This is a genomic window from Shinella sp. JR1-6, assembly GCF_004284735.1.
GTDB lineage: Bacteria > Pseudomonadota > Alphaproteobacteria > Rhizobiales > Rhizobiaceae > Shinella.
This window is the reverse complement of record NZ_SHMI01000012.1, coordinates 78,859-91,729: the sequence shown is the minus strand read 5'-3', so window position 1 is coordinate 91,729 and position 12,871 is coordinate 78,859. Positions and strand designations below refer to the sequence as shown.

The 12,871-nt window shown below is 64.0% G+C and carries 13 protein-coding genes; 7 read left to right on the top strand and 6 right to left on the bottom strand.

Annotated elements, in window-relative coordinates; all coding sequences use genetic code 11:
- Positions 1-5 precede the first annotated feature (5 nt).
- Positions 6-623, bottom strand: coding sequence for a transglutaminase-like cysteine peptidase (locus EXZ48_RS20420; RefSeq protein ID WP_130517920.1), 618 nt, complete (start codon positions 621-623; stop codon positions 6-8).
- A gap of 108 nt (positions 624-731) precedes the next feature.
- Positions 732-1,550 carry a carboxylesterase gene (locus tag EXZ48_RS20415; RefSeq protein WP_130517918.1) on the bottom strand — a complete coding sequence of 273 codons (819 nt, stop codon included), beginning with the start codon at positions 1,548-1,550 and terminating at the stop codon, positions 732-734.
- A gap of 232 nt (positions 1,551-1,782) precedes the next feature.
- Here EXZ48_RS20415 and infC point away from each other — a divergent pair, with 232 nt between their 5' ends.
- From infC to pheT, 6 genes are all read left to right on the top strand, one after another.
- On the top strand, positions 1,783-2,319 hold the full coding sequence (gene infC, locus EXZ48_RS20410; protein WP_037405667.1) for a translation initiation factor IF-3: 537 nt from the start codon (positions 1,783-1,785) through the stop codon (positions 2,317-2,319).
- A gap of 219 nt (positions 2,320-2,538) precedes the next feature.
- Complete coding sequence (gene rpmI, locus EXZ48_RS20405) at positions 2,539-2,742, top strand: 50S ribosomal protein L35 (protein ID WP_024270153.1); 204 nt, start codon at positions 2,539-2,541, stop codon at positions 2,740-2,742.
- Between the two features lie 39 nt (positions 2,743-2,781).
- Positions 2,782-3,186 carry a 50S ribosomal protein L20 gene (gene rplT, locus EXZ48_RS20400; RefSeq protein ID WP_064332218.1) on the top strand — a complete coding sequence of 135 codons (405 nt, stop codon included), beginning with the start codon at positions 2,782-2,784 and terminating at the stop codon, positions 3,184-3,186.
- 101 nt (positions 3,187-3,287) lie between these two features.
- Positions 3,288-4,151, top strand: a complete 864-nt coding sequence (locus EXZ48_RS20395; RefSeq protein WP_130517916.1) for a serine/threonine protein phosphatase — start codon at positions 3,288-3,290, stop codon at positions 4,149-4,151.
- Positions 4,144-5,226, top strand: coding sequence for a phenylalanine--tRNA ligase subunit alpha (gene pheS, locus EXZ48_RS20390; RefSeq protein ID WP_023513680.1), 1,083 nt, complete (start codon positions 4,144-4,146; stop codon positions 5,224-5,226). Before EXZ48_RS20395 ends, pheS begins: the two co-directional genes overlap by 8 nt.
- 23 nt (positions 5,227-5,249) lie before the next feature.
- On the top strand, positions 5,250-7,676 hold the full coding sequence (pheT, locus tag EXZ48_RS20385) for a phenylalanine--tRNA ligase subunit beta (protein ID WP_130517914.1): 2,427 nt from the start codon (positions 5,250-5,252) through the stop codon (positions 7,674-7,676).
- Positions 7,677-7,939: 263 nt separating this feature from the next.
- Here the strand turns inward: pheT and mbfA are convergent, their stop codons facing one another.
- Positions 7,940-8,923: an iron exporter MbfA gene (mbfA, locus tag EXZ48_RS20380; protein ID WP_130517912.1), complete on the bottom strand. Its 984-nt coding sequence runs from the start codon at positions 8,921-8,923 to the stop codon at positions 7,940-7,942.
- Between the two features lie 221 nt (positions 8,924-9,144).
- On the opposite strand from mbfA, the gene EXZ48_RS20375 reads away from it, so the two are divergent.
- The gene (locus EXZ48_RS20375) at positions 9,145-9,969 is read left to right on the top strand and encodes a hypothetical protein (RefSeq protein ID WP_023512458.1); all 825 of its coding nucleotides are present in this window, start codon (positions 9,145-9,147) and stop codon (positions 9,967-9,969) included.
- Between the two features lie 27 nt (positions 9,970-9,996).
- Here EXZ48_RS20375 and EXZ48_RS20370 read toward each other — a convergent pair whose 3' ends face one another.
- The 3 genes from EXZ48_RS20370 to EXZ48_RS20360 all read right to left on the bottom strand — a co-directional run bounded on the left by EXZ48_RS20370 (position 9,997) and on the right by EXZ48_RS20360 (position 12,796).
- A complete protein-coding gene (locus EXZ48_RS20370) occupies positions 9,997-10,659 on the bottom strand; it encodes an OmpA family protein (protein WP_023512457.1) in 663 nt (220 codons plus the stop codon).
- Positions 10,660-10,737: 78 nt separating this feature from the next.
- Positions 10,738-11,628: a DMT family transporter gene (locus EXZ48_RS20365; protein ID WP_023512456.1), complete on the bottom strand. Its 891-nt coding sequence runs from the start codon at positions 11,626-11,628 to the stop codon at positions 10,738-10,740.
- 142 nt (positions 11,629-11,770) lie between these two features.
- Positions 11,771-12,796: a histone deacetylase family protein gene (locus EXZ48_RS20360; RefSeq protein ID WP_050742725.1), complete on the bottom strand. Its 1,026-nt coding sequence runs from the start codon at positions 12,794-12,796 to the stop codon at positions 11,771-11,773.
- Positions 12,797-12,871 lie beyond the last annotated feature (75 nt).

Genomic DNA, 12,871 nt, shown 5'->3' with positions numbered 1-12,871 from the left:
GTGTCTTACTGGCCGACCGACGACACCATGACGGCATCGCCGTTTTCGATCGAGACCCAGCGGCCGGCGTGGAAGGAAGCCTGGCGCTTCAGGTAGCGATAGGGCGTTTCCGTCCAGAGCTTGACCTCGTTGTTGAGGTTGTCGAGGATGAAGTCGCCCTCCGTGGTGCGCAGCGTCAGCACGGCATGGCCTTCGCCATCCGGCTTGCGCACGACGGTGATCAGCAGATCGCCGGCAGCAAAGCCCTTTTCGATCAGCTTTTTGCGCTTGAGCAGAACATAATCCTCGCAGTCGCCTGCGCCGTCCGGATAGGCCCAGACTTCGTCCTTGCCGTAGAGGTCCTTGTCGGTCATCGGCGTGACGGCACGGTTGGTGCTGGCGTTGATCTCGCGCACCACCGTCCAGCCGAAGGCTGTCACCTTGGCAGGCGCCTGGCCGCGCACGCCCGTGCGGCACTCGGAAGCGTTGGTCTGACAGAATTCATAATGGCCGATCGGCTGGGACGTGATGCCGCCGGTCTGCATGGTCAGCGCCGAGGCCGGCGCCGTGAAAGCCGAGGAAGAAGAAACGAGGAGAGCGAGAACCGCCGCAACCCCAGCCTTCGCACCAATCATTCGTGCCATGAAACGTCCCCTAATCGTTAACAAAGAGTTAACGGTCAGGCGGGCACTTCGTCAATCATGAGATTTGGCGATGCGGGAATATGGTTAAAATGTGATCGGGCCGGGGCCTCATTGCCCGCGGACGAGGGCTTCTGTTGCCTCGAGGATCTTGGCGATATCCTGCGGGCGCGACAGGCGATGGTCCCCGTCACGGATCATGGTCAGCACGACGTCGTCGCCGGAAAGGTGCTCCATCAGGCGCACCGCATGGCCATAGGGTACATCGGGATCGGCCATGCCCTGCAGGATGTGCACGGGGCAGCCGGTCTCGATGGCGCCGGTCAGAACGCGGTTGTCGCGGCCGTCCTCGATGAGTTTGCGCGTATAGATGTTCGGGTCGGGGCCGTAGGGCGTCGGCTCCTCGAACTGGCCGCGCTCGGCCAGCGCCGTGCGCTCGGCCTCCGTCAGGTTCGGCTCGATCAGGTCCGAGGTGAAATCCGGCGCCGGCGCGATGAGCACGAGGCCAGCGATGTCGATGCCGCCGCGCCCGGCAAGTTCGGCCACGGCACGCAGTGCGATCCACCCGCCCATCGAGGAGCCGACGAGCACCGCGCGGCGCGAGCCGAGCGTCTTTGCCGCGTGGTCGATCACCGCGAGCGTCTCCTCCAGCCAGCGTGAGATCGTGCCGTCGACGAAGGCGCCGCCGGAGGCGCCGTGGCCCGAATAGTCGAAGCGTACGCAGCCGGTGCCGAGGCGGGCGGCAAGCCCGGCAAGCTCCACCGCCTTGGTGCCGGTCATGTCGGACCGGTAGCCGCCGAGCCAAATGACGTGCGACAGATCGTTGCCGGCTGCGGCCGGCTGAAGCGCCATCGCGATCTTGCGGGCGTCGTCACCCGCGCCCACGGTGATGAATTCCGCAGGGACCCCGTTGCCGTTCGACGCCGTCATGCCTATCTCCTTGTCCTGTGCCCCGACCGCGGCAAAGCGCTCGCCGGCCGGTCTTTTGCCGAGAGCTAGACCAGATTCGCGCGTGCAAGGACAGGTGGTGATTTTTTCCACGCGGCATGCTATTGACTTCGCAAGCGCGATCAACACATTGCCGGAAAACGCCGTCAGGCGGGCAAACGGCCCGGTCGACGCAGGCCCATATCTATCGAAACAGTTCGAGGAGAACACGACCATTCGCAGACCCTTTAAAGCGGAAGCCCCCGTCAAGGACGGCCCGCGCTCCAACAAGGAAATCCGGATTCCCCGGGTTCAGCTTATCGATGCCGACGGTAACAACCACGGCACCGTCCCGACTGATCAGGCACTCCGCATGGCCGAAGAAGCCGGCCTCGATCTCGTGGAGATTTCGCCGAACTCCGAGCCGCCCGTCTGCAAGATCCTTGACCTGGGCAAGCTGAAATACGCCAACCAGAAGAAGGCGGCCGAAGCGCGCAAGAAGCAGAAGATCGTCGAGATCAAGGAAATCAAGATGCGCCCGAACATCGACACGCATGATTATGACGTGAAGATGAAGGCGATGAACCGCTTCTTCGACGAAGGCGACAAGGTCAAGGTGACCCTGAAGTTCCGCGGCCGCGAAATGGCCCACCAGGAGCTTGGCATGAAGCTCCTGATGCAGGTCAAGGAAGACACGCAGACCATCGCCAAGGTGGAAGCCGAGCCGAAGCTCGAAGGCCGCCAGATGATGATGGTGCTCGCGCCGCGGTGATCGCGACCCCATGACCACCGGATTGAAGCCGCCTTTCGGGGCGGCTTTTCCGTTTCTGCCTGCCGGATGTCGAGGTTCGAGGATTCCGGTTGCGCTTTTGAGGGACATCGGTTACAAGCCGCCGTCCGAACGGTCCGGCAGGGCATGCCGTGGCCGTTCTTTACGCTGGAGATGCACCTCGTCAGTGTGTCTCGAATTCAAGAAGAATGGAGTAGCAAAATGCCCAAGATGAAGACGAAGTCCTCTGCCAAGAAGCGGTTCAAGATCACCGCGACCGGCAAGGTCGTTGCAGCTGCCGCCGGCAAGCGCCACGGCATGATCAAGCGTACCAACAAGTTCATTCGCGACGCGCGCGGCACCATGGTGCTGGCCGAGCCCGATGGCAAGAAGGTCATCAAGAACTACCTGCCGAACGGTCTCTGAGACTAGTCGCGCGATTTGATACGTTAAGGAGATCATGACATGGCACGTGTAAAACGCGGCGTAACTTCCCACGCCAAGCACAAGAAGACGCTGAAGGCAGCCAAGGGCTTCTACGGCCGCCGCAAGAACACCATCCGCGCCGCCAAGGCCGCGGTTGATCGTTCCAAGCAGTTCGCCTACCGCGACCGCAAGGTCAACAAGCGCAATTTCCGCGCGCTCTGGATCCAGCGCATCAACGCTGCCGTCCGCGAGCACGGCCTGACCTATGGCCGCTTCATCGATGGCCTGAACAAGGCTGGCATCGAAGTCGACCGCAAGGTTCTGTCCGACATGGCGATCCATGAGACCGCAGCTTTCGGCGCGCTCGTCGCAGCCGCCAAGAAGGCGCTGGAATACCTCAAGGACGCCGGCACGAAGAATGAGTTTGAAGCCGCCGTAAACTAACCGGCGCTTCCACAACCAAAACATCGTTTCGTTGTGAAACCCGCGCCGGGGAACCGGTGCGGGTTTTTGCTTTGTGGACCGGCCTCATCGGAGGACTGGAGATGGATGGCAGGCTGAACGATCTATCCGCGATCCCGGACGCGACCCCCAGGGACATCGAGACGCTTCTCGCTGTTCTTGCCTGTGGTGCGCGCCGTATCGAGCGCGTGGAAATGTCGTTCGGCACCGTCTGGGTGAAGCGCTACGGCACGGAAAAGCCGATCGTCTGGACGCATGCGCAAAACGCTCTCGCCCGGCTGTTCCGCAAACCCTTCCTGCGCGCCTCTCCGCGTCTGGACCGCAAGGCTATGGTGGATCGCGAGGTGCGGCGGCTCGAGGCCTTCGCCGCCGAGGGCTTGCCGGTGCCGAAGGTGCTCTATCGCTCGGACAGTGCGCTTGTCCTGTCCGATGCCGGACCGACGATCGGCATGCAGCTGGGAACGCTGAAATCAGCCGATCCGGCGCGCCATGATGCGCTGCTCGTTGCCTGTGCTGCCGATCTCGGGTCCGTGCATGCGCTGAACCTCTGTCACGGACGCCCGCATCCGCGTGATCTCTTTCTCGAAAACGGCCGTGTCGGCTACATGGATTTCGAGGAGGAACCGGAAGCCGCCATGCCGCTGCCCGCCGCCCAGGCGCGCGACCTCTGGCTCCTGTTTCTCCAGCTCGTGCCGAGCGCGCTCGATGGCGAAACGACCGCGGGCCGGGCGCTTTCCGCCTGGATGGAGAGCGCGCCCGGTGATGCGCTTTCCGAACTCTGTCTTCTCGTGGCGTTTCTCGCCAAGTTTTTATGGCTCACCCGATTGATCGGGCGCGTGCACATGGGTAGTGATCTGCGGCGTTTCCTCGCCGCAACCCGCTATCTGTCGCAGGTTCTCCTGCCGCCCCGCCCGGCCGACGCAAGCAAAGCAGGTAAAGATGACTGAACTCGATACACTGGAACATGGCCTCCTTTCCGCCGTCGCCGAAGCCTCTGACGAGGCGGCGATCGAAGCCGTGCGCGTCGGCGCCCTCGGCAAGAAGGGTTCCGTCTCCGAACTCCTCAAGACGCTCGGCACCATGTCGCCGGAAGAGCGCCAGACGCGCGGCGCGGCGATCAACGCGTTGAAGACCCGCGTCACCGATGCGATCACCGAGCGCAAGACAGCGCTGCGCGATGCTGCCATCGAGGCGCGCCTTGCCGCCGAGACGGTGGATGTCAGCCTGCCGGTGCGCTCCTCGCCCGCCGAGCGCGGCCGCATCCATCCGATCAGCCAGATCGTCGACGAGATCACCGCGATCTTCGGCGACATGGGCTTTTCCATCGCTGAAGGTCCCGACGTCGAGACGGACTACTACAACTTCACGGCGCTGAACTTCCCGGAAGGCCATCCGGCCCGCGAGATGCACGACACGTTCTTCTTCCCCGCGGACGAGAACGGCGAGCGCAAGGTGCTGCGCACGCACACCTCGCCGGTGCAGATCCGCACCATGGAAGCGCAGAAGCCGCCGATCCGCATCATCATTCCCGGCAAGACCTACCGTCAGGACAGTGACGCGACCCATTCACCCATGTTCCATCAGGTCGAAGGCCTCGTGGTCGACAAGACCGCCAATGTCGCCAACATGCGCTGGGTGCTGGAAGAGTTCTGCAAGGCCTTCTTCGAGGTCGACAGCGTCACGATGCGCTTCCGCCCGTCCTTCTTCCCGTTCACCGAGCCGTCCTTCGAGGTCGATATCCAGTGCGATCGCTCGGGCCCGATCGTCAAGTTCGGCGAAGGCACCGACTGGATGGAAATCCTCGGCTGCGGCATGGTCCATCCGAACGTCCTGCGCGCCGGTGGGCTCGACCCCGATGAATATCAGGGCTTTGCCTGGGGCATGGGCCTCGACCGCATCGCCATGCTGAAATACGGCATGCCTGACCTGCGCGACTTCTTCAACGCCGATGTCCGCTGGCTCAGCCACTACGGCTTCCGCCCGCTCGACATGCCCACATTGTTCGGCGGCCTCAGCGCGTAACCGGCATCCAAGGAGACATTTTCATGAAATTCACCCTCTCCTGGCTGAAGGATCACCTTGAGACCGACGCCACGCTCGAAGAGATCTGCGTGAAGCTGACGGCGATCGGCCTTGAAGTGGAAGACGTTGACGACAAGGCGGCCTTCAAGCCCTTCGTCATCGCCAAGGTCGTTTCCGCCGAGCAGCATCCGAACGCCGACAAGTTGCGCGTGCTGATGGTCGATACCGGCAAGGGCGACCCGATCCAGGTCGTCTGCGGCGCGCCCAATGCGCGTACGGGGCTTGTCGGCGCCTTCGCCGCGCCCGGCACCTATGTGCCCGGCATCGACGTGACGCTTGCCGTCGGCACCATCCGCGGCGTCGAGAGCCGCGGCATGATGTGCTCGGAAAAGGAACTGGAAATTTCCGACAACCATGACGGCATCATCGATCTGCCGGCCGATGCGCCTGTCGGCACGAGCTATGCGGCCTATGCCGGCCTCGACGATCCGGTCATCGAGATCAACCTGACGCCGAACCGCCCGGACTGCACGAGCATTTTCGGTATCGCCCGCGATCTTGCCGCCTCCGGCCTCGGTACGCTGAAGGCCCCAAAGGCCCCGTCTTTCCCGGTCGAGGGCGAGACGCCGGTCAAGGTGAAGCTGGAACTTGGCGGGGAGGAGCATCTCTGCCCCGGTTTCGCGCTCCGGCTTGTGCGCGGCGTGAAGAATGGCCCGAGCCCGCGCTGGATGCAGCAGCGGCTTCTCGCCATAGGTCTTCGCCCGATCAACGCGCTCGTCGACATCACCAACTACATGACCTTCGACCAGGGCCGCCCGCTGCACGTCTTCGACGCGGCCAAGGTGAAGGGCAACCTCGTCGTGCGCCGCGCGGCCGAGGGGGAAAAGGTGCTGGCGCTCGACACGCGCGAATACACGCTGAACCCGGCCAACGTCGTCATCGCCGATGACAACGGCATCGAATCGATCGGCGGCATCATGGGCGGCGAACATTCAGGCTGCGACGAGAACACGATCGACGTGCTGATCGAATCGGCGCTTTGGGACCCGATGAACATCGCCAAGTCCGGCCGTGCGCACGGTATCATCACCGATGCGCGCTACCGCTTCGAGCGCGGCGTCGATCCGCAATACATGGTTCCCGGCATCGAGCGCGCCACAGCGCTGGTGCTGGAACTCTGCGGCGGCGTGGCCGCGAAGACGGATGTCGTCGGCTACAAGGGTTTTGACGCCAAGGTCGTCGATTTCCCCTTCTCCGAGGTCAAGCGCCTGACCGGCCTTGAAGTGTCGTCGCAAGAGAGCGTTGATATCCTGACCCGTCTCGGCTTCACCGTCACCGGCTCGGGCGAGCGGGTCTCCGTCGCGGTCCCCTCCTGGCGTCCCGACGTCGATGGCAAGGCGGATCTCGTGGAAGAGGTCATGCGCATCCACGGCGTCGACAACATCAAGCCGGCGCCGCTCGAAAGCCATGGTGCCGTCAATGGCCGCATCCTGACCACGCTGCAGATCCGCTCGCGCCTAGCCAAGCGGGCGCTTGCTTCACGCGGCATGCTGGAGGCCGTCACCTGGTCCTTCATCCCGAAGGCCCATGCCGAACTCTTCGGCGGCGGTGCTGCCTCGCTGGCGCTCTCCAATCCGATTGCATCGGATATGTCGGACATGCGCCCGTCGCTGCTGCCGGGCCTGCTTGCCGCCGCACAGCGCAATGCCGACAAGGGCTATGGCGATGTCGCGCTCTTCGAGGTCTCCGGCACCTATGAGAACGACAGGCCCGAGGGCCAGCGCCGCGTTGCCGGCGGTGTGCGCCGCGGCACGGCCTCGCTTGCCGGTTCCGGCCGCCTCTGGTCGAATGCCGCCAAGGGTGGCGGCAAGCCGGTTGACGTCTATGACGCCAAGGCCGATGCGCTGGCCGTGATCGAGGCCTGCGGCTTGCCGATGTGCAATGTGCAGATCGAGCCCGGTGCGCCCGGCTGGTATCATCCGGGCCGGTCCGGCACGATCAAGATGGGCCCGAAGATCGTGCTTGGATATTTCGGCGAGTTCCACCCGAAGGCGCTCGGCGCGCTCGACGTATCCGGCGCCCTCTGCGGTTTCGAGATCTTTGTCGATGCCATGCCGGACCCGAAGAAGAAGGCGACCCGCACCAAGCCGGCACTCGATCTCTCGCCCTTCCAGGCCGTCAAGCGCGACTTCGCCTTCGTCGTCGACAAGACGGTGGAAGCCGGCGCCATCGTGCGCGCTGCGACGGGGGCAGACCGCAAGCTGATCGCCGCCGTCAACGTCTTCGACGTCTTCGAGGGCGCATCGCTCGGCGAAGGCAAGAAGTCGATCGCCATCGAAGTCGTCTTCCAGCCGACCGACAAGACCTTGACGGATGAGGACTTCGAGGCACTCACCGCCAAGATCGTCGGCAATGTCGTCAAGACCACGGGCGGCACGCTGCGCGCCTGACCGGGACCGGAGCGGGGCGGTCACGCCCCGCTTTCCAATTCGTGAGCACCGGTCGCATTTTGTGAACGGACCGTTGCCGGCTTGTGGATTGAACATTGGTTAGCAAGGCCTTAATTCCCTCCCCGGGAGGTTATCGAGGTCGAAATGGATTCTGCTGCCAATCTCCTGCCGCTCGCCATCATGGGTATCGGCGTCTATCTCTTCTTCCGCTGGGTGGTGCGCGACATGGACCGCCCGACAGGCCGCTAGGCCTCTCCGTCTCCCTATGCATTGCCGATCAGCACGCCAGCAGCCAGCACGAGACTGCCACCGAACACGACCTGGAGAACCGCGCGGAAGAACGGCGTTTCCATGTAGCGGTTCTGGATGAAGGCGATCGCCCAGAGTTCCACGAAGACGACGAAGACGGCGATGGTCGTCGCCAGCATGAAGTTCGGGATCAGATAGGGCAGGGCATGGCCGAGACCGCCGACGGCGGTCATGATGCCCGAGGCAAGGCCGCGCTTGACCGGCGAACCGCGGCCGGAGAGTTTCCCGTCGTCATGGGCCGCTTCCGTGAAACCCATCGAGATGCCCGCGCCGACCGAGGCCGAGAGACCGACGAGGAAGGTCTGCCAGGTGTCCTGCGTGGCGAAGGCGGCGGCGAAGATTGGCGCGAGCGTCGAGACGGAGCCGTCCATCAGGCCGGCAAGGCCCGGCTGCACATAGGTCAGCACGAATTGCCGCTGTGCCGTCTGGTCTTCCTCCGCCTTCACATCTTCAGGTGTGTGCTGTTTGCCAAGCCGGCGGGCGAGCGATTCATGGGATTTCTCCGCGAGCGCCAGGTCGCCGAGCAGTTTTCGCGTTGCGGCGTCCTCGGTGCGGGAGGCGGCGGCAAGGTAGAAGCGGTGCGCAGCGTCCTCCATCGCCTCGGCCTGCGCGCGGATCGCCTCGAGAGGCATGTTCTGGATCAGCCAGTCCGGCTTGCGTTCCGGGAAGTCGCGCACATGTTCGCGCCGCACCAGCGGGATGCGGTCGCCGAAGCGCGCCACATGGCGATCGATGAGCATCTGGCGGTGATGGCTCTCCTCCTCGGCCATCTCCTCGAAGATGCGGGCGGAATGCGGATAGGCGTCGCGCAGCGCATCGGCATAGGCAAGGTAGATGCGCCCGTCGTCCTCTTCCGAGGAGATGGCAAGGGCGAGGATCTCCTGTTCGCTTAGGGATTCGAGGCTGCGTTTGCCGGGGCGGAAAAGGCGGGAGAACATCGGTAACAATCCAGTTTAGAATAATTCTAAATATAGGATCGAGCATGCCTTGGTCAACCTCGACAGGATGTCGCGCCTGCGGGCCAAGGCGCATCCGATATCCTTGCTCGCTCGTTCCGCTGGGGGGCCTGATTTTCCGCGCGCCGTTCTCGTAAAACCGCTGCACACTTTTGCGCGACATGCTTTAGTGTGGCCGTAGTGGAGACTGCGAAGGACGTGATGTGACCGCCGGACTGAAGCCGCTTACCGCAAGCCGCGACACGCTGCTCGATCGCCTCGGCCGCCGTTTTGCCGACAAGCTGCAAGGCCAGACCTCCGGCTATGAGCCCTACACGCCTTCCGATCCTGAAACGCTGGCGCGCACGTTGCGGCCCGGCGACGTATTGCTGGTGGAGGGCAACCAGAAGGTCTCGGCCGCGATCAAGTACCTGACGCAGTCCACCTGGTCCCATGCGGCGCTCTTCGTCGGTGATGAGGTGCCGCTGACGTTGGATCAGGCAACGCTGCCGGCGGCGCAGCGCCCGCAGCTTATCGAGGTCAATCTCGGCGAGGGCTGCGTTGCCGTGCCGCTCACCAAGTACCGCACCTACAATACGCGCATCTGCCGCCCGGTGGGGCTGACGCCGGAGGATCGCGACACGCTCGTCGCCTTCATGATCTCGCGCCTCGGGCTGAAATACGATCTGAAGAACATCACGGACATGCTGCGCTATTTCATGCCCACGCCGCCGGTGCCCGTCCGCTGGCGCCGCCGCATGATCGCCTTCGGTTCAGGCGATCCGACGCGGGCGATCTGCTCGACGCTGATTGCGGAAGCCTTCGAGGCGATCCGCTATCCGATCCTGCCCGACATCACGCGAGCGCCCGGCCATGCCGCGGCGACGTCGACCTATTCGCGCGAAGAAATCCTGCACATCCGCCATCATTCGCTCTATACGCCGCGCGACTTCGATCTCTCGCCCTATTTCGAGATCGTCAAGCCGACCTTGAAATACGGTTTCGATTACAAGCGGCTGGAATGGGCGCCGGGTCGCGAAGGGCCCTGATGGCCCCCCGCGAAAATCTGCGGTATCTTACTGCTTGAGCGGCGAGATCGCGATTTCGACGCGACGGTTCTGCGCGCGACCCATTTCCGAGGCGTTGGAGGCGATCGGACGTTCCAGGCCGTAACCCATCGCCGACATGCGGCGCGGGTCGACACCGCGGCCGGCCAGGTAATTGGCGACCGAATTGGCGCGGCGGTTGGAGAGGTCCATGTTGTAGCCGGCATTGCCGACCGAATCGGTGTGGCCGTCGACGTCGATCAGCGTCTTGTTGAACTTGCGCAAGACGAGCGCGACCGAATCGAGCGTCGGATAGAACGGCGGGATCACCTGGTCCTGATCCGTGGCGAAGGTGACGTTCGACGGCATGTTGAGGATGATGCGATCCCCCATGCGCGTGACGGAAACACCGGTGCCCTGAAGCTGGGCGCGCAGCTCGGCTTCCTGGTTGTCCATGTAGTTGCCGATGGCGCCACCGGCCAGTGCCCCGACGCCGGCACCGATCAGCGCGGCATTGCGACGTTGCACCGGGTTGTTGCCGATCAGGAGACCGGCGACCGCGCCGACACCCGCGCCGATCGCCGCACCGCCGGCCGTGTTGGAAACCTTCTGTTCGCCCGTATAGGGGTCGGTGGTCGTGCAGGCAGAAAGATAGACCGCGGCAACCGCGACAACAGCGCATTTCTTGTACATGCAGGCATCCCCGAGACTTCGATGATTCTGCTTCAACCTACCGATTGCGGCAGGAACATGAAAGAGGCGCGCATTTGCCTAGGTTTCGCCGCCCCCGCTGGAGGTGACGCCGGCGCTTGCGGCGACCACAAGGCCCGTGCCGAGCATCTGCAAAGGCGTCATCGGCTGGCTGAGCACGAGGAAGCCGGCAAGCGCGCCAAGGGCGGGCTCGAGGCTCATCAGAATGCCGAAGGCGGCCACCGGCATGCGGCGCAGCGCAATCATTTCCAGCGCATAGGGGATGAGTGGCACCAGAAGCGCAAGGCCGAGCATCATGCCGAGGCCTTCCGGGCTCATCGCCTCATGCGCCCGCACCAGGCCGAAGGGCGCGGCGACGACCGCGGCTATGATCAGCGACATGGCAAGGCCTTCGAGGCCCGGAAAGACCCGGCCGGCCTTCTTCATCAGCACGATGTAGGTGCCCCAGCCGATGCCGGAACCGCAGGCAAAGAGCAGGCCGACGGGATCGCCGACCCAGCCGTCGCCGTCATGGGAGAGCAGCACCACGCCGAGGAAGGCCGCGAGGGGCCAGATCAGCCGCCAGCCGCCGCCGAGTCCCCATGTCGCCACGGCGAGCGGCCCGAGGAACTCGATCGCCACGGCAAGGCCGAGCGGGATGCGCCCGATGGCCGCGAAGAAGCAGAGCGTCATCGCCGCCATCGTGGTGCCCAGCGCCAGCGCGCTTTTCCACTGTTCGCGGCTGTAGGAGCGCATGGGGGGCCGCACGATCAGCGCCAGCACGGACGCTGCCATCACGAGGCGCAGGAAGGTCGTGGCAAAGGGCCCGTAGTCGGCAATCGCGGTGGCCGAAAAGGCCGCGCCGAACTGCACGCTCGACATGGACGCAAGGCAGAGGATGACCCCGGTGAGAAGACCTGCATTGCCGGAGCCCGAAAGCCCGCCGCCTGTCGCTGTCTGTTGATCGGCCATGAAATGCCCTCCCGGCTGCCCGCTGAAAGCACCGGGTTTGAAGAACCTCAGCGCACTTTAGCGGGACATGCATTAGTGGAGGGGGCGTCACGCGGCAAATGGATAATCGTGACGCCTTGCTTCAGGAAAATTGATGCTGGCCTCAGCCGGCAACGCCCTTCAGCGTGTTGGCGACATTGGGGCCGATTTCCGGCACGCCGTAGCCGCCTTCCATGACGACGAGGACAGGCACGCCGCTGGCCGCGACCGCCCGCCCCATCGTGATGTAGTCCGGCGAAGTCAGTTTGAAGAAGGAGATCGGGTCCTTCTCGAAGGTGTCGACGCCGAGCGAGAGCACGATCACCTCAGCGCCGAAGGCTGAAATGCGCTTCAGGGCATCGGCGAGTGCCGCCTCCCAGACGGAGAAGGGAGTGCCGGGCGGCATCGGATAGTTCTGTGTCGTGCCTTCCCCTGCGCCCTTGCCGGTCTCTTCCGCATAGCCGAGGAAATGCGGGAAGGCTTCGGTCGGGTCGCCATGCAGCGAGGCGAAATAGACGTCGCCGCGCTCGTAGAAAATATCCTGCGTGCCGTTGCCGTGATGGAAGTCGACATCGAGCACGGCAACCTTCCTGGCGCCCTTGTCGAGGAAGCGCTGGGCGGCGACGGCGGCGTTGTTGATGAAGCAGTAGCCGCCGAAACTGTCGATGCACGCATGATGGCCCGGCGGGCGGCAAAGCGCGAAGGCCGCCTTCGCGCCGTCAGCCACGATATCGGCCGCTGTCACCGCGCTCTGCATGGAGGAGACGGCGGCCTGCCAGGTGCCGGAGGTGATCGCCGTTTCTGTCGCATTGCAATAGTAGCCAAGCAGGCCGTCGATCTGGCTCGGGATGCGCGACGAGGTGCGGCGCACCGGGAAGGAGGTCGCAATGGCCTCACCCTTGTAGCCGGCGGCCTTCCATTTCTCCCAGGCGCCTTCCAGGAAGGAAAGGTAGCCGGCATCATGCACCTTCAGTGCGGTTTCCAGCCCGTGGCGTACCGGCGCGGAAACGTCGGTGAAACCGGCATCCTTGACCGCGGCGAGGATCCACTCCGCCCGGAACGGCGCCTCGAAGGGCGGCACGAGCTCGCCGCCGTAAAGCTCGCTACGAGCGTTCCTGAGCTTGTGGTCCTCGGAAAAAATAACACGCATGAAGGGTTCCCCGTTTTCATTCGGGCGCGACGGTAGTGCATTTTCCAGAGAAGGGGAATCTCCCTTGCGCGGTAG